The organism is Glutamicibacter ardleyensis (assembly GCF_014644555.1).
GTDB classification, from domain to species: domain Bacteria; phylum Actinomycetota; class Actinomycetes; order Actinomycetales; family Micrococcaceae; genus Glutamicibacter; species Glutamicibacter bergerei.
On sequence record NZ_BMKX01000007.1, the window covers coordinates 1 to 20,916 of the forward strand.

Below are 20,916 nucleotides of genomic sequence, written 5' to 3' on the forward strand. Positions count from 1 at the left end.
GTTTAACGCGCCGTGATCAATGGGTTTTCAGAACCGCTTTTGAACTGCGAGAGCCATAGCCGCGTGAGCGTGAACATCACCATGAAGGGTAACAAGGCAAGCGTAAGCGCTGATCACGCAAAGCTTGCCAACCCTCAGGATCTGGAGGGCTGGAAGTCATTTTGGCGACAAATATTAGCTACGATACGCAGTTGACCGGCCGTTCTAGGCATTCAAAGTGGCAGATATTAGGCAATATGACCAATGGTTACCGTCACAACTAGGTGATGCACCCTTGGTACTGCCACAATTATTAGTGGTAGATATGTCGCATCTGTTCTCACAACACGATGTGCATCAACAACTTTCATCAGTTGGAGTGTGCGCCCATGGGCCTAATAGTTCAAAAATTTGGCGGTTCGTCCGTATCCGATGCCGAAGGCATCAAACGTGTCGCGCGCCGAATTATTGACACCAAGGCGCAGGGTCATGAGGTTGTTGTTGTTGTCTCGGCCATGGGAGATTCCACCGACGAACTCCTTGACCTCGCCGCGCAACTCACCGATGACGCCCCGGCTCGCGAGATGGATATGCTCCTCTCGGCAGGCGAGCGCATTTCCATGTCCTTGCTCGCCATGGCCATCGACCAATTCGGCGAAAGCGCAGTATCCTTCACCGGCTCACAGGCCGGCCTAATCACTGACTCGACTCACGGCATGGCGCGCATCATGGAAGTTTCGCCGCAGCGCATCCGCCGTGCCATCGACCGCGGTTTCATTGCCATCGTCGCCGGCTTCCAAGGCATGAGCAAGGAATCAAAGAACATCACCACCATGGGCCGTGGTGGTTCGGACACCACCGCGGTGGCACTTGCCGCTGCGCTGGGTGCCGATGTCTGCGAAATCTACACCGATGTGGACGGCATCTACACCGCCGACCCACGAGTGGTTCACGCAGCAAAGAAGATCGACACGATTTCAAGCGAGGAAATGTTGGAGATGGCAGCCAGTGGCTCCAAGATCCTGCACCTACGCTGTGTGGAGTATGCTCGCCGCTTTGGTGTGCCACTGCATGTGCGTTCCTCATTCAGCACTAACGAGGGCACCTGGGTGCTCCCGGACCCCAACGACAAGATCAAGATTCAAGAGGGAGAACCCTTGGAACAGCCAATCATCTCCGGTGTTGCCCACGACCATTCCGAAGCAAAGGTCACCATCATCGGTGTACCGGATATTCCGGGTAAGGCAGCACAGATTTTCGGGGTTATCGCGGCCGCGCAAGCCAATATCGACATGATCGTACAGAACATCTCGACCAAGGGCTCGGGTGCCACCGACATCTCCTTCACCTTGCCAATGACCGAGACCAAGCGCGTTCTCGCTGCGCTGGAAACCGCACGCGGTGAAATTGGATTTGAAGACATTGAGCATAACGACGAGGTCGGTAAGCTTTCACTGATTGGCGCCGGCATGCGTTCGAACCCGGGCGTCTCATTCACCTTCTTCGAAGCCCTGCACCAGGCCGGGATCAACGTGGACATGATCTCCACCTCGGAGATTCGCATCTCCGTGGTCACCGACGCCGACAAGCTCAATGATGCGGTTCGAGCCATCCACACCGCATTCAATCTCGATACCGATGTGGAAGCCACCGTGTACGGCGGCACCGGACGCTAAGTCTCTCAAGTAAAAGTAGCGGCGCAGATCTTTGGGATCTGCGCCGCTACTTTTATGCTGTTTGCACTAGCCGTGCGGTTAGCGCACCGGCTCTAGGGTTTTACTGTAGACACTTTCGCCGAGGCCGTTACGCAGCGAAACTGTAAACCTTTGAGATTCGTCGAGGTCAACGTGTCCGAAGAACTGTCCTTTACCATCACGTGGTGATTGGTTACTGGTCCCGGCGAGCGCGAATTCCACCTGAGCTCCGAAGGTGCCATCCATCTTATTGGGACCAAAGGATCCTGCGTTGACCGGACCTGCTACAAACTCCCAGAACTCGTTAAAATCACTGAAGGCGGCGCGTTCCGGTGAGTAGTGGTGAGCGGCGCAGTAATGCACATCCGCGGTTAAGAAGACCACGTTTTTCACGCCACGGTCCTTGATGGCTTTCAGCAATCGAGCCAGTTCCAACTCACGGCCCAACGGTGCACCGTGGTCGGCGTTGGCAATGGATTCCTGAGCTTTACCGTCGGGAACGATAATTCCCAGCGGCAGATCGTTGAGAATGACCTTCCACGTGGCTTTCGACTTGTGCAGCCCATCGAGCAACCACTGCAGTTGTTCTTCGCCGAGGATCGCCGTCTCGTGGCTTTCCAACCCGTCGGTGTTCTCCGATTTGTGGCTCCGCATATCCAATGCGAAGAGGTCTAGTGCTGGGCCGCGAGAAATCTTGCGGTAAATTCGTGTGGGTTCAAAACCGGTTCCTCCTCGCATGGCACGAGGGTCGGCAATTGGCTGGTATTCCTGCCAGGCGCGGCGCCCCCTGACGGCCAAGGTATTGATATCTCGCACCGTGTAACGTTCATCTTCGATAGTTTCCCCGGCCCACCAGTTGTTGTGGGTTTCGTGGTCATCCCACTGGGCAATCACTGGCACTTCGGAGTACATGGCACGCACGTTGGCGTCCATGAGGTTGTAGCGATGCCGGCCACGGAACTCCGCTAAGGTTTCGGCAACCTTGGAGACTTCCTCGGTGACCAGGTTGCGCCAAATTTGGCCGTCAGATTCCACTACCTCGGCGGAGATTGGACCATCGGCGTAAATGGTGTCACCGCTGTGTACGAAGAAATCCGGTTTGGTGGCATGCATCGCGGCATAGGCACGCATGCCACCGATTTCTTCGTTGATTCCCCAGCCTTGTCCCACGGTATCGCCAGACCAGACGAAGCTCTGCGACATCGAAGCTTCGTGATTGCGTCGGCCGGTACCTGAAGCGGCGGTGACAAAGGATCCGCTAGTCGTCTCCCCCAACGTGCCATTTTCATCTTCGAAGCCGATACTCACCGCGAAGCGGGTGCCTGCAGGAAGATTGGAGGCGGCGATTTTGGCGGTGTAGTCGGTTTGTGCGCTGGCTTGGGCTCCGCGCAGGGTTCGTGCAAAGGAACCCCGTCCGCGAATGACCTGACCTGCCTGATCGATGGCGCGCAGCTGTGCGCGTAAGCGGCCCTCCCCGGTAGTACGCGCCCAAAACACCGCGTTATTGGTGGAGACATCTCCCATGGAAAAACCGCTGGTTAACCCGAGTCTGGAACGCACCAGCCGTGGGCTGTTAGCTGCCAGCGCAGTGCCGGCCGGGGTCACCAGGCTCAGAGCGCCGACTCCGAGTGCACCGGTGAGCAGATTTCGTCGAGATATTTGTGTCATGCTCGCCAGTATTTCGTCTCAAGTTTTCCACTTGATGGCAGTCTTATGAACTGCAAACTAAACTCTGCACTAAGAATCGGGGCTTAAACCTAGCTAGCTTTTGATTCCTCACGGGCCGTGCGGATTGCCAAACTCACTACGGAGATCACAAATCCGGCCACGCTCAACAAGACCAGGTACAAACCCCAGGGGTCAGCGATGCGCGAATTCCACGCGAGGCTCATTGAAATCAGAAAGGCGATAAAAAATCCCACCGAATATTTAGCGTGCAACTGTCTCATTTGTCCTCCTGAGATGAGCTTGCTACCGACGCTACCGCAGTACCAGCATGCCAGGCAAAAAATCTGGAACCGCGCGGAGGACGCGTGGGCAACGCAGGTTCGGGGTGGCTCGGTTTGCTGGTTACCTCGCGAGGTACCGGTGTTCCGGGCGGCCTCTCGTGCCGTATCCCAGCTGCAGGTCAAGGGATTCGCTGGCTACCAGAGCGGCGAGATAGCGTTGGGCCGTCGCCCTTGCAACACCTACAGCCTCGGCAACCTCTGCCACATTCATCGGTTCACGCGACTGGCGTACACAGGCTAAGACCGCTTGTTCGGTGGGAGCGGTGCTGGTCGTGGCCGCGGTATCCTCCGCACCCTGCACGGTGCGATATAGCCGATCCACGCCTTGCTGATCAAAATCGGTGGCTGCCGCCAGCTGTCGGCGGTACCGGGCCCAGCCCTTAAGTTTGGCCGCCAGGGTTTTGGCACCAAACGGTTTGATAATGAAAGCCAGCGCCCCGGCTTGCAAGGCCGCCGCCACATTTTTCGGCTCGGTGGCTGCGGAGATCATGATCGCGTCCACGTGCAGCTCGCGCAGCAATTCCACGCCACTGACATGCGGCAGATAAAGGTCCAGCAGCACAAGGTCCGGTTGCAAGCTGGCGACCAGCTGCGGAACCGTCCGAGGGTCCTGCACCGGGTCCAGAGCCTGGAATCCGGGAATTTCATTAACCATGTCGGCATGCAACTGACCAACCCGAAAGTCGTCGTCTACTATCAATACCCGGTAATCTCCCGCGGCGGTGCTCTGCATCATTGCTGCTCCCCTTATCGTGATTGCTAGTTCTTCGGTTCGGCCAAAACCGCCGGTAGCCTCGCGGCAATCACCGCGCCACCATGTTCGCCTCCGGCATCGGCAATCCAGACCTCACCACTGCGCGAGCGCGCCAGCCGGCGGATCAAGGGTAACCCCACGCCGGATCCATGACCTCCACCTAGCGAAGATCCGGTACTCACTCCGGGAGAGAAAATATCGTCATCGGTCGCTATCCCGGCGCCCGAGTCGGCCACCGCGAGATGCAAGGTGCTTCCCTCGGAAAGCAAATCCACCTCAACCCACGGGTCGTTGCTCCCACACAGGCTGGCGGTGAAGGCATTATCCAAGAGATTCCCAAGCACCGCGGTAACATCTTGCGCGTCGGAGGCCGAGGCGACCTGTTCAAAAAGCATTGATTGTGGCGAGACGCGCAACTCGATGCCCAGCTCGTGGGCGCGTACCCCCTTAGCCGAGAGAAATGCCGACAGGTAAGCGTCCTGGACTAGTTCCAATCCGGGAACCGGGGCAATTATCGGCCCCGAATCCATAACTTCACGCAGGTATTCTTCGGCTTGATCCGTTTTGCCTAGCGTAATCAGACCGAGCACCGCGTGCATCCGGTTGGCAAATTCGTGGCGTTGGGCGCGCAAGGCATCGGCCATATCCTGGACCGCATCAAGTTTGGTGCCCAGCGCCTCGACGGTACTCACGTCGTGGAGCAAAATTACCTGGCCCAGCTCCACCCCGTCACGCACCACATCGGAGACGCGCGCAACGATGGCATTCGAGTTGGCTTCCAGCCTGATCGGGGCACGTTCATGCTCTTTAATCGCTTTCACCAACCGCGAATCCAGTCCCGCCGACTCGTAGTGCCGGCCGATAATATCTGCCAGTTCGGTACGGTGCGGAAGTCCCAGAAGCTGGCGGGCGGCCTTATTGCGCACGGTGATGATGCCATCGGGGCTCAAACCAATCACGCCCTCGCTAACGCCGTAGAGCACCGCCTGCTGGTCGCGGACCAACTGGGCGATTTCGGCTGGTTCCAGACCTAGGGTTTGGCGTTTGAGCGTACGCACGGTGAATCGCCCTGCCAAGGTTGCCAACAGGGCAGCCAGCAAGGCGAAGAGCACAATCCAGCCAAAGGACGCCGCCAACGCACCGGTCAACGATTCGGTGGCTACACCGACAGATACCTCGCCGATCACCTCGCCATTTGCGGTGCGGATCGGCACCTTGGCGCGCACCGATTCGCCCAACGTTCCGTGTTCCCGGGCCACACTTTCAACGCCGGTCAGCGCCACCGGATCGGTGGAGACCAGTTGGCCGATCTCGGCCGGGTTTGGGTGGCTCAAGCGCAGTCCGCGGTCCTCGGTGATCACCACAAAGGCGGCCTGCCCACCGGTGCGCACCGATTCGGCCAACTGTTGCAATGGTCCGTGACGCAGTTTTTCTAGCGCAAGCTTGTCTTGCGCGGAATATACCGACACTTCCTCGATGACCTGTGGCAGTGAGGCGACCGAACGGGCGATACCCAGCGAGGTATCTTCGGCCCGGTCAAAAACCTGATTGTAGCTATTAACCAGCGTCGCCGCGGTGACCAGCACAATGAGCACGCCAAGGACCACAAACTGCAGGCGCATGATGCGCGAGGCGAAGTGGCGGGTGGCTATTGTCTGGGGCATTTGTCCAGCATAAACCGTCAGCGATTTTAATGAGCAAAAAGATTCTAAAAACCTAAAGGGATCACAAGACTTTCAACCCGCCTAACGTGAGCACCGCCACGTAGTTTAGTTCAGTGCCCGCACCCCCGCTGGCATCATCACATGCCACACACTTCAGGAGGTCGGCGCAATGTTAGTTGCTCTCGGATTCCTCATGATCATCACCTTCATGGTGCTGATCATGACCAAAAAAATGACGCCACTGTTGGCGCTCATTCTTGTTCCCACCATTTTTGGCCTTTTCACCGGCGCAGGCTTTGGCCTGGGCGACATGATCATGGACGCGGTCAAGGACATGTCGGGCACCGCGGCTCTACTTATGTTCGCCATCATGTACTTCGGCATCATGATCGACGTGGGGCTCTTCGATCGTCTGGTCTCGGGAATCCAGAAGCTTGTGGGCAACGACCCGGCAAAGGTAGTCATCGGCACCGCCCTGCTCACTGCCGTCATCTCACTGGACGGCGACGGCTCAACGACCTTCATCGTGGTCACCGCCGCACTGCTGCCGATCTACCAGCGTCTGGGCATGAGCCCGGTCGTATTGACCTGTGTGGCCGGCTTGACCAACGGAACCCTGAACATCGTTCCTTGGGGTGGCCCCACCGCCCGCGCTGCGGCCGCCTTGGGCGTTGACGCGGCAGACATCTTCGTACCAATGCTCCCGTCCTTGGGTATTGCCTTGATCGTGATCGCAATCTTCGCCTGGCAGCTGGGTCTGGCTGAGCGCCGCCGGTTGCAACGCGACCGCCCAGAGATCTGGGGCACCGGCTTCGGTGGCGGAAATCTGACCGGCCCCCAGGGCGGTCAGGGCGGCACCGACGCCTCGCCTTCGGGCTCGTCCGTGTCCGTGCTTGAATCGGTGGCCCGCAAGGGTGATGGCTCGGAAGCGGCCACCATGGACGGCACGGTGCTCGATCCACATCGCGATACCCTGCGCCCGAAGATGTTCTACTTCAACCTGGCGCTCACCGTAGCGATCATGGTGTTGCTCATTGTTGACGTGTTGCCACTGTCTTACCTGTTCATGATCGGTACCGCGATCGCTTTGGTAGTGAACTTCCCGAAGGTCAATGACCAGGTGAAGATGATCGCCGCACACTCAAGCGAAATCATCGCCGTAGTTTCCATGGTGCTCGGCGCCGCGGTGCTCACCGGTGTACTCTCCGGAACCGGCATGGTTGACGCGATGAGTCTATGGCTGGTCGATATTATCCCTGACTCGCTGGGCCAATACATGGCGGTCATCACCGGCTTGATTTCAATCCCGGCAACGTTCTTGATGAGTAACGACGCTTTCTACTTTGGTATTCTTCCGGTCCTCACCGAGGCCGGCGCGCACTTCGGAGTTCCAGCGGTGGATATGGCTCGCGCCTCCATCACCGGACAACCGGTGCACATGCAATCTCCGCTCGTCCCGGCAATTCTCTTGCTGGTCTCGCTCTCTCGTGTGGATTTGGGCGATCACCACAAGAAGGTGCTGTGGCGTGCGGCAGTGGTAAGCCTGGTCATGCTCGCTTCGGGCGTGCTCTTCGGCGCGATCCACATGGGCTAAAACCCAAGGACCTACTGGTCCGTCGTCAGCTAAGCTCCGCGTCATTGGGCAGAAATGCCCAATGACGCGGAGCTTAGTGTTTAAACAGTAGAACTCAGCTAGTTCCCGCCAAGGCAGTGGGCCAGTTCCAGTTCAATGTGTTCATGCCGAAATTCATGTCCAGTATCCAACAGCTTCTGCGGGACTACCCGCTGGTCCGCCAAGGCCAACAACTGGGTACCTTCCGTACCGAGCAGCAGCTTCGGTGCCGCCGCGGGCACAGGAATGATGGCTGGACGGCGCACTGCTTTGGCCAGAGCCTTGGTGAATTCGATATTGTTCACCGGGTGAGGTGCCACAGCATTGACCGGACCATCAAGCTGTGTGTCCCACAAAGCCCGGTGGTAAATATCTACTAGATCGTCAAGACCGATCCACGACAGGCATTGGGTACCAGTACCTAGTCGGCCGCCGAGTCCGGCGGTGAAGATTGGCCGAAGCACCGCAAGCATGCCACCGCGGGGGCTGAGCACAATACCTGTACGGATTTGCACTCGGCGCATCGAGGATACTCCGGCACCGGCTGCTTGTTCCCAGCGCTGAACAACGTCGGCTAAAAAATCTGAGCCAACGGGTTGCGGGATCGACTTTTCATCAACCGGGGCGGGCCCGCTCTGTGCACCATATATTCCCACGGCAGAGGCGCTGACGAACGTTGACACGTTTGCTCGGGCAGCAAGTTCGGCCAGGGCCTGTGTCGGCTCAATACGACTGGATTCAATCGCCTGACGGTGTTTGTCGCTAAACCTGCCAAAGATGCTAGCTCCAGCGAGGTGAATCACCGCGTCGCACCCGTCAAGCAAGTCATCCGCCGGCGCCATCGAATCCCAACGTCGCTCATTGGCAGACTTCGGGGTGCCGCGCACTAGCTTGATGACGCGATGCCCGCCGGTGGATAAGAACGCACACAATGCTTCCCCGACCATTCCGCTTGAACCGGTCACCGCGATGGTCAATGGCTTCAGCCCTGCGGCGGCGGCTCGCTGGTGGGCGGCAAAGTCTGCGCCGAGCTGACGATGACGATAGGCAAGCATGCGCGCAGTCTGGCGGGCAGGAAGATTCGAATTGATACGGTCGATAACCGTCGTCGCATCTCCGTCGGCAGGTTCGAAGAGGTGCTCATGCTTCCAGTTCACCGCCCGTGTGGCGATGGCTCGCAAACCTTGCGGTTCTACTTCGTCGACAAATTTTCGTTCTGGAATATAACCATCTGGCTGGTGCTGGGCGAACCAACGCAGACCGCCTGGCAATCCCAGCACCGCCGTTCCGTCACGTAACGACTCGGCTTCGGCTACTACCTTCAGCGGAAGCCAGGGCGGCAGGAGTCTGCGAATTGCTCCGGGGCGGGAAAACCACGCAAAAACCTCGGCAGGGGGTGCTTGAATTTCGCTTGAACGCTGGTGTGTCATGGGGCAATACTACGTCGGACCGGGCGCCTGTCTTGCCCCCAAATTTTCTCTATCGTGCATTCATTGACATCTAGATTCAGGCATACCAAGCCGGAAGATAGTCGAAAGGTGCATCCTCGCCGACTCGTCCGTCGATCGCCTCACGCAGTAAGTCCGCATGTCCGGTATGCCGGCCATATTCCTCGATCAGATCACAGATCACCCGACGTACACTGGCGTGCCTGCCTTCAAACTCCAATGCCGACGGTGCATCGAGTCCCCCGGCAGCGACCACTCCGGCTTGTATTCTCCGACTTTTAGCGACCATGGTGTCGTAGCGCTGGTAAAGCGCCGAGGGGTCATCTTTTGGGTTTACCGCAAACTGGTCACGTCCTTCCGCGGTGAGTTCAAGAAGAACCTCTGGACGTTCACGAGCGATGAAGTAAGTGAACTTTTCATCCTCAACGGCCGCAAGATGTTGCAGTAATCCGCCAAGGCTCAACTCACTGCTGGGTAGTTTGAACGTCAACTGCTTAATGTCCAGTCCGTCGGCCTTATATCTGAAGGTGACTCGCAACCGGTCGAGCATGCCAAGCAGGTGCACTTGCTCGGTTCCACCCATTGGCGGTTCCCACGGGGGAAAGTTTTCCATGTTGCACTCCTTTATCCGAGATGTGAGTTGACGTACCAAACTGGTTTCGTCAGCTAATGAACTGAATAATTAGAAGTATGCTCCCGACCGTAACCACTTTGGAAGCCCCGCAGTGGTTAGCACGCGCCGCCGCGCATGAAGAACGCGCGCGGACCTTTGGCGAACCATTTGTGCAACGGCGAATGACCGGAGCCAAACATCCCATCGAAGATTTTCTCTTCACCTATTACACGCAGAAGCCGGGCCAGCTTTACCGTTGGCACCCCGGAATTGGTGTGGCCTTACTCGGCGAAGAAGCTCAAGAACGTGTCGATTGGAAGTTTTATCGCGCGGTACAAACACCTGAGGGCCCTGGCGTAGAACTTGATATACAGAAGTTCTCCGAGTCGCGAACACGTGTCACCGAATTTGCTCGCATCCTGTTGCGCAATACCGCAAAGCGGCCAGCGAACTTTTCCTGTTTTGGATTACATGAGTGGGCAATGGCCTACAAATCTGAGCTCAACGGTATCCGTCATGAATACTTGCCATTACGCTTGGGCGCCAGCGGAACCGATCAGGTGGTTGAAAACCATAAGATTCGCTGCACCCACTTTGATGCGTTCAGGTTTTACACCCCTCAAGCGGTGCCGCTCAACGAATTGCAGCCAACGCGGGACACACAGGTGGACCTTGAACAGCCCGGATGCCTTCATGGAAATATGGACCTCTATAAATGGGCCTATAAGTTGAGCCCTGCGGTACCGACCGATTTAGTCATGGACTGCTTTGAGCTTGCATGGGACATTCGTACCATGGACATGCAAGCTTCCCCCTATGATTTGGCCAAGTGGGGTCATGCTCCCATCCGGATCGAAACTCCCGAGGGCAAGGCGCAGTACGTGAGGTTGCAAAAAGAGTTTGCACAGCGTGCGGATGTGCTTCGTTCCAAACTATTGCAGGTAGCACTTAGCCTGCCAATTGCCCCAAAACACTAGCAAACTCCCATGTTGGCCGAGCACAATGAGCTTATGGGACGACTCAAAGATCAGCTCAGCACCTCTGCTTTAGCGTGTCTAACACCGCTTTTGGCCGGGCTGTTGCTCGCCGGTTGTGCGACGTCGAATCCCCAATCGGCTTCCGCTCCCGCTAGCACATCAGCGGATCTAAAGATCAGCATTAGTTTTGATGGTAAATCTGTGGACAACGAATATCATCTTCAGTGCCGTGGCGCCCGAGCGACCGAATCCAGCACACTTCCGAACGCCAATGATGCCTGCGAATTACTGGTGAAAAATCCCGAATTACTCACCAGCAAACCCTCCGCACAACAAACTTGCACCGAAATCTATGGTGGACCGGTCACCGCGAAAGTTAAAGGAGAAATTGGGGATCAGCCTGTCCAAGCAAACTTTGACCGACACAATGGTTGCGCCATCAGCATCTGGGATTCGCTGGCTCCGTTGCTAGGCGAAGGACTGCGGTAACGAGTTATTTTTCCTCGCAAATACCTTGAGTTATAGATGCCGCGACTAGAATAGGAAGACTATGGAGTTCTTCCTGCTGATCATTGCGCTGTTATTCGCCACTATATTGATTGTCGGACTGGGTGAACGCATCAAGCTGCCCTATCCGATTTTGATGTTGATCGTGGCGACCTTGGCAGGGTTCTTGCCGTTCATCCCCGAACTGCATATAGAACCGGAATTGATCCTCCCAATTTTCCTGCCCCCATTGCTCTTCGCCACAGCGCAACGAAGCTCTTGGTCGGTGTTCCGGCTGCGCTGGAAAGCACTGATCCGACTGGCAGTGGTGTTAATCGTGGTGACTGCCGGTGCAGTCGCGGCTACCTCGCTCGTCTTCGCACCGTTCCTTTCTATTCCTTTAGCTATCGCTCTCGGAGCGATCGTGGCACCACCTGACCCGGTCTCCGTTGATGCCATCGCAACCAAGGTGAAGATGCCACGCAGGCTCACCTCATTATTGGAAACTGAGGGTCTCTTTAACGACGCGATGGCTATCGTGCTCTTCCAGCTTGCGGTCACCGCAATGCTAAACGGCACCGAGGTTGGATTTAATCTTGTCCCAAGCTTCTTGATCGGTGCAGCACTTGCCATACTCGTGGGCTTCATCATGGCCTGGATCGTCGGTGCATTGAACCGCTTCGTGCCTAACCTTGCAGCACGTTGTGCCGCAACCTTGGTGGCACCCTACGCGGTGTACATGCTGGCTGAAGAAATCCATGCCTCGGGCGTGGTCGCCGTCGTAGTTTTGGCCCTAGAACTTGGGCGGCGCGACCGCCCACAGGACTCCCAGGAGCGTCTAACTCGACGCGCGTTCTGGGAAGTACTCGAAATGTTAGCCACCGGTCTGGCCTTCGGAATGATGGGTTTGGAAATGAACTCGGTCATCCAAGAAGAAGGCAGCAACCTAATCCGTTTCATCCCCGGCGTCGCGGCGATCTGTGTGGTGGTGATTTTGGTGCGCACGCTATGGATGTTCGGGACCTATCACTTGCCAAATACCTTGCGGGGAATGAACAAAGTCTCCGCGGCAAAAGACTCCTTGGTGCTCACGTGGTGTGGCATGCGCGGTTTGGCGACGCTGGCGCTAGCCTTGGCGTTGCCGAAGGTCACCGCGGATGGCACACCTATCGAGGGAAGAAACTTCGTAGTCGTCGCAGCGTGCACGGTGTTGCTAGCGACCCTGGTGGTTCCCGGTTTAACGCTTCCGGTACTGATGCGCGTGCTCAAATTGCGGGACAATGACCAAGCGACCAAAAAGGCACGCCGGGCGTTGGCCCGACGTGCCGAAGATGTAGCGGTAAAGACGTTGAAGACAAATATGGATTTGCATGATCTACCGGAAAACTACCGACATGTAGTCACCCGACGCATGCACGATCTACACAACATCCTGCTGTCGGATCCTGATACCCACGATGCGATCACCGATGAGAAGTACACACAGTTGCGCGCGGTAATCACCAAGGCAGACGCGATTCAGTCCACCGCGCTAGCAGCAGCTCGTGATGAGCTGCTTCAGGCCAGGCGTGAACCGGGCGTCGATCCGCACATGGTTGACGAGATCATGCTGCGCATTGATAGGCGCACCGCGACCTTGGATCGCTAAATCGGCGTCTAGCTCGCGATGCGTTCCAGACGAACAATGACCTCATAGTGATTTGTCTGTGGGAACATATCCATCACCCGCGCTTGTTTGGCGCTAAAGCCATCAAGGCGCTCCAAGTCGCGAGCCAGAGAATTAGTGTTGCAACTGGAATACACCAGATGTTGCACGCTGGAAGCATTCAGCCATTGAGCCAGCTCAGCAGAGATGCCGCGGCGCGGAGGGTTAAGTACTACGGCGTCCGGCGCTTGCTCTGCAGCTAATGCGAACTCGGTGGCGTCCATGGCTGTAAAGGTCGTATTTTCTTGACCCAGTTCTTCGGCCGCAAGATTAGCCGCCGCAACCGACTCGGTACTGGTTTCAATTCCTTGAACCCGACGATCGCCTTCGGCACAGTGCAGCGCAAAACCACCGACACCGCAATATAGATCCCAAACGCTGGCCGGGTTCGCGTCGTTAATCCACTGTCGCGCCTGACGGTACAACGCCGCGGCGATTTCGGTATTTGTTTGGAAGAAGCCCTGTGGGCGTAGGTGCATCGGCACCCCATTAAGACCGAATTCCAGGGTAGTGCGACGAGTGAGGATAATTTCTTCCTCGCCTTCCAATACGGCTTTGTGCTCGGGCAGGAAGTTCACCGAGACAACGCTATACCGTGGCAGCAGCTCCAAAAACTGCGGTAATGAATCACGCAGCGCAACAAAATGTTTTTTAGTGCGTAGTACCCAACGCACCATCACAGCACCGGTATCTGACAGCGTGAGAATGACGTGTTTGAGCTCGCCCTTACGCTTCGGCACGCTGTAAGGAATCATTTTCAGTTCCTTGATGAAGCGCTCGATCACGGGGAACAGCGCGCGCAACTCGGGGGCGCATACCCCGCAGTTACGTAGGTCAACGCCGTGTCCATCGGCGTCGAGAATACCGATGGTGGGATTGTCGGTAGTTCCGGAGATCACCATTTTCGCCTTGTTGCGGAATCCTGATTCCGAGCTGGCCTGTGGCGGCAAAAATTGTAGATCGGGGAACTGCGCCAGCGAGGTGGCGCAGTGATCGACTTTGGCTTGGAGCTGATCAGCGTATGGCACCGTCATTTGCGTGCAGGAGTGGCAACGGTCGGCGGAGAAGTAAAGGCATTCCATGGTGTCTTCGATTTTACCGAAGTTCTCTGAACGTTCGGCACAAAGCAATTTCGACGGTTATTGACCGCAAATCTTCAGCTTTCCCCGATATGCTCACTAGCAGATCGATATTAGGTATGAACTACGGTGACTACCCAGAAACTTCCGATTTTCGAAAGGAAAGATGGCACTTCGACACGGGCATTCCACTCAAATGCGTGGTTATGCATTACTAGCGCTCCCCTTGGCAGCCGTAATCGGAGCATGCACGAGTTGCTCTTCCTCAGTTCCTCAAGCTGCGCCCGTCCCGTCGACTGCCTCTTCCAGCGCTCCAGCAAGCCTGCCGGTTCAAAGCCCAGCTGCAGCGCCTTCTGCCACTCAACCTAAAAAAGCCACAGCTTCTAGTGCCCCAGCCAGCGCGGCAACTAAGACTGTCACCAACAACCGGTCTAAGCCAACAACATCACCGACAACCTCCGCTACGCAGGGAGACGTGACCCCGCTGTCCAGCGCCGCGGCCTCCGGTTCTGGTTCGGCTAGCTTCAAGCAACTTCCCGGAAGCACTCCAGCACTTTCGGCTTCTACCACTGCTCTTTATGCGGCGGTTGCCGACCGGAATCCGAAGGCCGCACGCAAGGCCTTAAAAGCCGGCGCCGAGCTGGAAGCACAGGATTCACGGGGGAACACTCCGCTGATGCGTGCGGTACTCAATCGCGATCAGAAGGTCGCAAAGACCTTGATAAACGCTGGTGCCCTACCTGATGCAAAAAATTCTTCCCAAGATTCACCCTTCTTAAAGGCCAGTGCTTTGGGCTTAGAAGAAGTTCTGCGTTCGGCTCTGTCCCACGGAGCGAATGTGAACAGTGTGGACCGCCTCGGCAGTACCGCCCTCTTCTTAGCTAGTGAAGAAGGCCAGGTCGAGTCGGTACGGATCTTGTTACAGCATGACGTTCCATTGGACAAGGTTAATGACCTTGGCTGGAGCGCGTTGCATGTGGCTATCGCCTTGGGGCAAGGATCAAATAGTTCGCTGTCAATCGTCCGTTTGCTCTTAGCAGCCGGAGCCAATCCACACCTGAGCGACCCGTCGGGGTCCAACGCATTTGATTTGGCAGAGAAGCGTAATCTCACCCAGATGCTGTCAACTCTTCGCACTTCAAGCAAGTAGCCTCCAGCGCGTTATAGGGCATCGACGTAAAACCAAGCACCATTTTCGCGCACGAATGAGCTCACTTCACGTTGGCTAGCTTGTCCACGTCCATGGGCGTAATGCGCCTCAAAGTCCACGACCCCTCGTGTAGCGTCCGGACCTCCAGCTCGGGTTTGATGAATTTCCAAGCCCAACCAGCGCATACCGGCATCTAGTTCAAGTTCCTTAGGACGTGTGGTTTCGTGCCAGGTATCAAGTAAATACTGCGTTTTCCCCAGCACAAAGGCGCTATAGCGTGAGCGCATTAATTCTTGGGCGGTCTGTGGCAGATTTTCTCCGTTGGCACGCCCGTCATGAAAACGTTGGCAGCAGTCTAAATATCTGCGCTGTTCGGCGTCGAGCTCACGGCAGGGACAACGGGTTTCCTTGGAGTTTTGCACGTATTTAGTTTACTTGGGAGCTACGGTGGCCCGGCCCACGAGCCGAAGATCACATGACTTATAACGGGCTAGAACTGTGCTTATACACACCTATGCGTTTTACCTCTCGCTTACCCGGTAGACTGATTAAGCAAGCTCGCGGAGCGCCAAATCCCCCTGGTGTGAGACGGCATCTCCGTGTGGCATTTAACTTAACCTCGCCAACAGGAGATATGCCGGATGCCCCGCATCGTTGTAGATGTCATGCTCAAGCCAGAAATCCTTGACCCTCAGGGCAAGGCCATCGCGGGAGCACTTCCCCGCTTAGGCTTCACCTCCTTCGAAGCTGTCCGCCAGGGCAAGCGTTTCGAACTCTTTGTCGATGGCGAGGTGACCGACGAAATTCTCGCCCAGGCGCGCGAAGCTGCAGAAACTCTGCTTTCTAACCCGGTTATCGAAGACGTTGTCAACGTCGAGGTCGTCGCAGACTAATGAGCACCGAACTTCCTTTAATTGGCGACTACTCAACGCCAACTACGCAACTGTCTGGTGCACGCATCGGTGTGGTGACCTTCCCGGGCACCCTCGATGACCGTGACGCCGCTCGTGCGGTTCGCGCTGCCGGTGCCGAAGCGGTGTCCTTGTGGCACGCCGACACCGATTTGCAGGATGTCGACGCCGTGGTGATCCCCGGCGGATTCTCCTATGGCGATTACCTGCGCGCCGGAGCGATCTCCCGCTTCGCACCCATGATGGACAAGATTGTTGATGCCGCAAATTCGGAGGCGAAGCTTCCGGTTCTGGGTATCTGCAATGGTTTCCAGATCCTCACCGAGTCGCATCTGCTACCCGGTTCGATGATTAAAAATGATCACCTGAAGTTCCTCTGCCGTGACCAGCTGTTGCGCGTTGAGAACAATCAGACCGCCTGGACCAACGGCTACGAAGCCGGCCAGGAGATCACCATCGTGCTGAAGAACCAGGACGGCCAGTACGTGGCTGACGAGAAGACCCTGGACATGCTCGAAGCCGAAAACCGCGTGGCATTTAGCTACGTGGGCTGGAACCCTAACGGCTCGCGCCGTTCGATCGCCGGCATCAGCAACGAAGCGGGCAACGTGGTCGGCCTGATGCCGCACCCAGAGCACGCCATCGAAGCCGGTTTCGGTCCAGATCACCGTGGTACCGACGGGCTGACGTTCTTCACCAGTGTTTTGACCCACCTTGTTGGAGGCAAAAAATGAGCCTAGAAGCCACCAAAGAATTTAACATCGACACCGTCGAGAACGCCGCAGCTACCCCAAAGGTGGAACTGCCTTGGGCCGAGCTTGGCCTGAAGGACAATGAGTTTGCCGAGATCGTCAAGATCTTGGGACGCCGTCCAACGGCGGCGGAACTGGCCATGTATTCGGTGATGTGGTCCGAGCACTGCTCGTATAAGTCCACCAAGAACCACCTGCGCCAGTTTGGCCAGAAGGTCACCCCGGAGATGAAGAAGGACCTGATGGTCGGCATGGGCGAAAACGCCGGTGTCACCAACTTGGGCGATGGCTGGGCCGTCACCTTCAAGATCGAATCGCACAACTCCCCTTCGTTTGTTGAGCCGCACCAGGGTGCTGCTACCGGCATCGGCGGTATCGTGCGCGACATCATCTCCATGGGCGCACGCCCCATTGCAGTGATGGATCCATTGCGTTTCGGCGCAATTGACCACCCGGATTCCCAGCGTGTGGTGCACGGCGTGGTTTCCGGTATCGGTAGCTACGGCAACTCACTGGGTCTGCCGAACATCGGCGGCGAAACTGTCTTCGACCCTATTTACCAGGGCAACCCACTGGTGAACGCACTAGCCGTAGGCGCACTGCGCCACGAAGATCTACGCCTGGCTAACGCCTCCGGCGTGGGCAACAAGGTCGTGCTCTTCGGTGCACGCACCGGTGGCGATGGCATTGGTGGCGCCTCGGTGCTGGCTTCGGAATCATTTGATGACACCAAGCCATCCAAGCGCCCAGCGGTACAGGTTGGCGACCCGTTTGCCGAGAAGGTACTCATCGAGTGCTGCCTGGAACTGTTCAAGGCTTCGCTGGTTGAAGGTATCCAGGATCTGGGCGCCGCAGGCATCTCCTGCGCCACCAGTGAATTGGCAGCCAACGGCGACGGCGGCATGAACGTCGAACTGACCAGCGTCCTACTGCGCGATCCAACCCTGACCCCAGGCGAAATCCTGATGTCAGAGTCCCAGGAACGCATGATGGCTGTGGTGACCCCGGATAACGTCAAGGCTTTTGAAGCCGTGATGGATAAGTACGCCGTGGAATACTCCTGGCTAGGCGAGGTCACCGACGATAACCGTCTGACCATCACCTGGAACGGTGAGGTCATCGTAGACGTTGACCCAAGCACCGTGGCAGTAGACGGTCCGGAATATGACCGCCCCTACGCACGCCCACAGTGGCAGGACGCGCTGCAGGCCGACACCTTCAAGGCTTCGAATGCCGGCAAGAACTTGCCAGCTTCCGGGGATGAGATCAAGGCTGCGGTGCTTGAACTCATCGCTAGCCCGAACATGTGCGACAAATCGTGGATTACCCGCCAGTATGACCGTTACGTCGGCGGTAACACCGCGTTGTCTTCCCCGGATGATGCTGGCGTTGTCCGTATCGATGAGGAAACCGGCCTAGGCGTAGCCATCGCTACCGATGCTAACGGCCGCTACACCTACCTGGACCCTTACCTAGGGGCCCAGCTGGCGTTGGCCGAGTCCTACCGTAACGTCGCTACCTCCGGTGCGATCCCGATTGCCGTCTCCGACTGCCTGAACTATGGATCCCCCGAGGATCCTGATGTGATGTGGCAGCTGGCAGAAGGTATCCGCGGACTGTCCGATGCCTGCCAGGTGCTCGGCGTTCCGGTCACCGGCGGTAACGTGTCCCTGTACAACCAGACCGGCACCACTGCGATCCACCCAACCCCGGTGGTTGCGACTCTGGGCAAGCTTGATGACGTAGCACGTCGCACCCCTTCGGGCTGGCGCGAGGATGCAGACGGACAGGCAATCTACCTTATTGGTAAGACCTTCGATGAGCTAGACGGGTCGGAATTCGCCAACCTGCGTGGGCACCTGGGCGGTCTGCCTCCGAAGGTTGACCTGGAAGTTGAGAAGGAACTCGGTGAGATCCTGATCAACGCCAGCCGCGACGGCATGATCGACGCGGCGCACGACCTGTCTGAAGGTGGCCTTGCAGCTGCCTTGTCAGAAATGGTTCTGCGCTACGGCGTCGGCGCCCGTGTGGCCTTGGATGACATCAAGAAGCGTGACGGACTGGATTCCTTCACCACCTTGTTCTCCGAGTCACAGTCACGTGCAGTGGTTGCAGTTCCACGCAGCGAAGAAGTTCGATTCAACGACATGACCAGCGCCCGCGGAGTTACCGTGGCACGTTTAGGTATCGTCGATGCGCAGTCAAAGTCTCTTGAAGTACAAGGTGAATTCACCGTGTCTGTCGAGGACCTACGCGAAGCGCACGAAGGCACCATGGTCAAGTACTTTGGCTAAGCCATAGTTACTGCTCTGAAACGGTGGTCTTCCTCAATTTGAGGAAGACCACCGTTTTTTGCATACCGGTCATTTGGAACTGAGCGCCTCTTCAATTTTCTCGCCCTCCACCAAGATTTCGGCTTCCCCGGTACCCGCTGCGGTCATCGCCGTGTATTTGAGCTGTTCGACAATACGCGGATCATCACAAGTACCACTTGAACTGACGGTACCGTTTAGCTGGACCGTCACCACATCACCGTCCACCATGGACGACACGTATTCGAGGTCCGAGGCGGTCAATGCATTGCGTAGACCAGAACTTCCAAGCTCCTCGGCATCGTTCGCAAGCAGTGCCGCTACCGACGCCTCGACCTGGTTAGTGAATTCTTTCGGCCCGGTTTCGGTAGCAACTATCGAGTCACCACAGCCAATTTCGGGTCCTGATTTACCCGCGTCGCCTACCGCTACGTAAAACAGCGTCAGGCTGGCACTCGTCGCCGACGTCGAGCTTCTCGCACCGGCTGGGGCAGAACTGACGGGAGCTGGGGAATCTTGTAACGGAGTTGAGCTCTGGGTAGCGGCTGGAGGCGCAGAGCTTTCGGTCATGCCTTCACCATCGTTTGCGCTGCAACCGGCAGCAAGGAAAAGTATTCCGAGCCCGAACGCTATGGGCAGTTGAGAAATCCGTTGAGGTCGCATGGTTTCCTCCTCAGGAGCCTGCACGAACAGTGCTTCAACTGTAACGACGCGCGTTGGGGTCATACCAGCACGGCTGGATTGCAGTTTGACGCCTTTGCGGCCACCTCTTTCTAACGGGCGCGCACCTAACTGTTGTCGGAAACCACCACGACATTTGGTCTCGTAAAACAGGTCAATGGTGCTCCCCCGCGAAGACGTAGATTCCAATGACAACTAATTAATGCAAAATGGTTCGGGGTGGCAGATAAATATTATCTGCCACCCCGAACCATATTCTAGGTTCTTCTGAAGTGAGAAGCGCGAAGCTAGTTCTCACGAAACGGGAGGTTAGTGTCCCTCGCGTTCCTTATGCGATGAGGATTTCTTGGCGTCATGGGCCGCGCGCAGATCCTCGGAGTCATGCTGCTCAGCGGCCTTTTCCTGATGAATGGCTTCGGCAAAAAGCTTCTCCATCTCTTTCGCCACACCACCGGCCGACGCAGGGTTTTGACCTGTGACTAGGCGCTCGTCGACAACAACTTTTTCTTCAAAGTTCTCGGCTGCCTCATGAGTCGCGCCCTGCTCAACGAGCTTGTCCTGCAAGAGGAATGGAACGATCTTCTCTTTACCAACAGCTACTTCTTCGTCATTCGTGAATGCTGCGACGGTGCGCCCCTCGACGAGCCGCAGACCGTTCTTCAGTTCCACGTTGACCAGTCCTGCTGGACCATGGCAAACGGCTCCAACCAGTCCACCTGAGTCGTAGATGCTGCCCACTAGCTTCTGCAGCCCCTCGTTGTCTGGGAAGTCCCACATGGTGCCGTGCCCACCGACGAGATACACACCGTCGTACTGTTCCGGATCGACAACGTCGATTCGGGCGGTGTTATACAAACCTGCCCGCGTAGTCTCGTCCTGCGTGAAAGCCACCTGGATTGGATCATCTTTATCGACGGTATCTTGTGGCGGCTGACCTCCCTTGATGGAAGCAAAGTCAACAAAATGCCCGGAATCTTTGAAGACTTTCCATGGGTGCGCAGCCTCGGCCACATTGTACCCGGTCTTCTCTCCGGTCTCTTCAATTTCGGAAACGCTAGTTAGAACCATGAGAATTTTTTTCACGGAATGC

At 56.8% G+C, this 20,916-nt stretch carries 19 protein-coding genes; 9 read left to right on the forward strand and 10 right to left on the reverse strand.

Features of this window, described 5'->3' with window-relative positions:
• Positions 1 to 368: 368 nt before the first annotated feature.
• Positions 369 to 1,655 (forward strand): aspartate kinase, encoded by a 1,287-nt coding sequence (locus tag IEX04_RS12960; protein WP_096254052.1) that lies wholly within the window; start codon positions 369 to 371, stop codon positions 1,653 to 1,655.
• Positions 1,656 to 1,733: 78 nt separating this feature from the next.
• On the opposite strand, the gene IEX04_RS12965 is transcribed toward IEX04_RS12960, so the two are convergent.
• The 4 genes from IEX04_RS12965 to IEX04_RS12980 form a co-directional block, all read right to left on the reverse strand.
• Positions 1,734 to 3,341: an alkaline phosphatase D family protein gene (locus IEX04_RS12965; protein WP_188686169.1), complete on the reverse strand. Its 1,608-nt coding sequence runs from the start codon at positions 3,339 to 3,341 to the stop codon at positions 1,734 to 1,736.
• A gap of 89 nt (positions 3,342 to 3,430) precedes the next feature.
• Positions 3,431 to 3,622 (reverse strand): hypothetical protein, encoded by a 192-nt coding sequence (locus IEX04_RS12970; protein WP_096254049.1) that lies wholly within the window; start codon positions 3,620 to 3,622, stop codon positions 3,431 to 3,433.
• Between the two features lie 121 nt (positions 3,623 to 3,743).
• Entirely contained in the window at positions 3,744 to 4,418 is a 675-nt protein-coding gene (locus IEX04_RS12975) for a response regulator (RefSeq protein ID WP_229677143.1), read from the reverse strand.
• Positions 4,419 to 4,441: 23 nt separating this feature from the next.
• Positions 4,442 to 6,100, reverse strand: a complete 1,659-nt coding sequence (locus IEX04_RS12980; protein WP_188686172.1) for an ATP-binding protein — start codon at positions 6,098 to 6,100, stop codon at positions 4,442 to 4,444.
• A 169-nt stretch (positions 6,101 to 6,269) separates the two neighbouring features.
• Here IEX04_RS12980 and IEX04_RS12985 point away from each other — a divergent pair, with 169 nt between their 5' ends.
• Complete coding sequence (locus tag IEX04_RS12985; RefSeq protein WP_096254045.1) at positions 6,270 to 7,694, forward strand: CitMHS family transporter; 1,425 nt, start codon at positions 6,270 to 6,272, stop codon at positions 7,692 to 7,694.
• A 98-nt stretch (positions 7,695 to 7,792) separates the two neighbouring features.
• Here IEX04_RS12985 and IEX04_RS12990 read toward each other — a convergent pair whose 3' ends face one another.
• Both IEX04_RS12990 and IEX04_RS12995 read right to left on the reverse strand, forming a co-directional pair.
• Complete coding sequence (locus tag IEX04_RS12990; RefSeq protein WP_188686174.1) at positions 7,793 to 9,142, reverse strand: TIGR01777 family oxidoreductase; 1,350 nt, start codon at positions 9,140 to 9,142, stop codon at positions 7,793 to 7,795.
• A gap of 76 nt (positions 9,143 to 9,218) precedes the next feature.
• A complete protein-coding gene (locus IEX04_RS12995) occupies positions 9,219 to 9,773 on the reverse strand; it encodes a DinB family protein (RefSeq protein ID WP_188686176.1) in 555 nt (184 codons plus the stop codon).
• A gap of 77 nt (positions 9,774 to 9,850) precedes the next feature.
• On the opposite strand from IEX04_RS12995, the gene IEX04_RS13000 reads away from it, so the two are divergent.
• From IEX04_RS13000 to IEX04_RS13010, 3 genes are all read left to right on the forward strand, one after another.
• Positions 9,851 to 10,750, forward strand: a complete 900-nt coding sequence (locus IEX04_RS13000) for a 3-methyladenine DNA glycosylase (protein WP_188686177.1) — start codon at positions 9,851 to 9,853, stop codon at positions 10,748 to 10,750.
• Between the two features lie 9 nt (positions 10,751 to 10,759).
• Positions 10,760 to 11,239 (forward strand): hypothetical protein, encoded by a 480-nt coding sequence (locus tag IEX04_RS13005; protein ID WP_188686179.1) that lies wholly within the window; start codon positions 10,760 to 10,762, stop codon positions 11,237 to 11,239.
• A 61-nt stretch (positions 11,240 to 11,300) separates the two neighbouring features.
• Entirely contained in the window at positions 11,301 to 12,884 is a 1,584-nt protein-coding gene (locus tag IEX04_RS13010) for a cation:proton antiporter (protein WP_096256226.1), read from the forward strand.
• Positions 12,885 to 12,892: 8 nt separating this feature from the next.
• Here IEX04_RS13010 and IEX04_RS13015 read toward each other — a convergent pair whose 3' ends face one another.
• Positions 12,893 to 14,023, reverse strand: a complete 1,131-nt coding sequence (locus IEX04_RS13015; protein WP_096256304.1) for a methyltransferase domain-containing protein — start codon at positions 14,021 to 14,023, stop codon at positions 12,893 to 12,895.
• A 472-nt stretch (positions 14,024 to 14,495) separates the two neighbouring features.
• Between IEX04_RS13015 and IEX04_RS13020 the strand changes: the two genes are divergently transcribed.
• A complete protein-coding gene (locus tag IEX04_RS13020; protein WP_170947848.1) occupies positions 14,496 to 15,170 on the forward strand; it encodes an ankyrin repeat domain-containing protein in 675 nt (224 codons plus the stop codon).
• Between the two features lie 11 nt (positions 15,171 to 15,181).
• Here IEX04_RS13020 and IEX04_RS13025 read toward each other — a convergent pair whose 3' ends face one another.
• On the reverse strand, positions 15,182 to 15,592 hold the full coding sequence (locus tag IEX04_RS13025) for a YchJ family protein (protein WP_096256228.1): 411 nt from the start codon (positions 15,590 to 15,592) through the stop codon (positions 15,182 to 15,184).
• Between the two features lie 219 nt (positions 15,593 to 15,811).
• Here IEX04_RS13025 and purS point away from each other — a divergent pair, with 219 nt between their 5' ends.
• The 3 genes from purS to purL are packed head-to-tail and all read left to right on the forward strand — an operon-like array spanning position 15,812 to position 19,127.
• Positions 15,812 to 16,063 carry a phosphoribosylformylglycinamidine synthase subunit PurS gene (gene purS, locus IEX04_RS13030; protein ID WP_105677800.1) on the forward strand — a complete coding sequence of 84 codons (252 nt, stop codon included), beginning with the start codon at positions 15,812 to 15,814 and terminating at the stop codon, positions 16,061 to 16,063.
• Positions 16,063 to 16,815, forward strand: coding sequence for a phosphoribosylformylglycinamidine synthase subunit PurQ (purQ, locus tag IEX04_RS13035; protein WP_096256230.1), 753 nt, complete (start codon positions 16,063 to 16,065; stop codon positions 16,813 to 16,815). Before purS ends, purQ begins: the two co-directional genes overlap by 1 nt.
• Complete coding sequence (gene purL / locus IEX04_RS13040) at positions 16,812 to 19,127, forward strand: phosphoribosylformylglycinamidine synthase subunit PurL (protein WP_188686181.1); 2,316 nt, start codon at positions 16,812 to 16,814, stop codon at positions 19,125 to 19,127. Before purQ ends, purL begins: the two co-directional genes overlap by 4 nt.
• 69 nt (positions 19,128 to 19,196) lie before the next feature.
• Here purL and IEX04_RS13045 read toward each other — a convergent pair whose 3' ends face one another.
• Both IEX04_RS13045 and IEX04_RS13050 read right to left on the reverse strand, forming a co-directional pair.
• Positions 19,197 to 19,808 (reverse strand): GerMN domain-containing protein, encoded by a 612-nt coding sequence (locus IEX04_RS13045; protein WP_229677144.1) that lies wholly within the window; start codon positions 19,806 to 19,808, stop codon positions 19,197 to 19,199.
• 327 nt (positions 19,809 to 20,135) lie between these two features.
• Positions 20,136 to 20,909: a type 1 glutamine amidotransferase domain-containing protein gene (locus IEX04_RS13050; RefSeq protein ID WP_096256232.1), complete on the reverse strand. Its 774-nt coding sequence runs from the start codon at positions 20,907 to 20,909 to the stop codon at positions 20,136 to 20,138.
• Positions 20,910 to 20,916: the final 7 nt, after the last annotated feature.

Coding starts and splice junctions, on each gene's coding strand:
- IEX04_RS12960 (WP_096254052.1), top strand. CDS start 369: ATGGGCCTAATAGTTCAAAAATTTGGCGGTTCGTCCGTATCCGATGCC.
- IEX04_RS12965 (WP_188686169.1), bottom strand. CDS start 3,341: ATGACACAAATATCTCGACGAAATCTGCTCACCGGTGCACTCGGAGTC.
- IEX04_RS12970 (WP_096254049.1), bottom strand. CDS start 3,622: ATGAGACAGTTGCACGCTAAATATTCGGTGGGATTTTTTATCGCCTTT.
- IEX04_RS12975 (WP_229677143.1), bottom strand. CDS start 4,418: ATGATGCAGAGCACCGCCGCGGGAGATTACCGGGTATTGATAGTAGAC.
- IEX04_RS12980 (WP_188686172.1), bottom strand. CDS start 6,100: ATGCCCCAGACAATAGCCACCCGCCACTTCGCCTCGCGCATCATGCGC.
- IEX04_RS12985 (WP_096254045.1), top strand. CDS start 6,270: ATGTTAGTTGCTCTCGGATTCCTCATGATCATCACCTTCATGGTGCTG.
- IEX04_RS12990 (WP_188686174.1), bottom strand. CDS start 9,142: ATGACACACCAGCGTTCAAGCGAAATTCAAGCACCCCCTGCCGAGGTT.
- IEX04_RS12995 (WP_188686176.1), bottom strand. CDS start 9,773: ATGGAAAACTTTCCCCCGTGGGAACCGCCAATGGGTGGAACCGAGCAA.
- IEX04_RS13000 (WP_188686177.1), top strand. CDS start 9,851: ATGCTCCCGACCGTAACCACTTTGGAAGCCCCGCAGTGGTTAGCACGC.
- IEX04_RS13005 (WP_188686179.1), top strand. CDS start 10,760: ATGTTGGCCGAGCACAATGAGCTTATGGGACGACTCAAAGATCAGCTC.
- IEX04_RS13010 (WP_096256226.1), top strand. CDS start 11,301: ATGGAGTTCTTCCTGCTGATCATTGCGCTGTTATTCGCCACTATATTG.
- IEX04_RS13015 (WP_096256304.1), bottom strand. CDS start 14,023: ATGGAATGCCTTTACTTCTCCGCCGACCGTTGCCACTCCTGCACGCAA.
- purS (WP_105677800.1), top strand. CDS start 15,812: ATGCCCCGCATCGTTGTAGATGTCATGCTCAAGCCAGAAATCCTTGAC.
- purQ (WP_096256230.1), top strand. CDS start 16,063: ATGAGCACCGAACTTCCTTTAATTGGCGACTACTCAACGCCAACTACG.
- purL (WP_188686181.1), top strand. CDS start 16,812: ATGAGCCTAGAAGCCACCAAAGAATTTAACATCGACACCGTCGAGAAC.
- IEX04_RS13045 (WP_229677144.1), bottom strand. CDS start 19,808: ATGCGACCTCAACGGATTTCTCAACTGCCCATAGCGTTCGGGCTCGGA.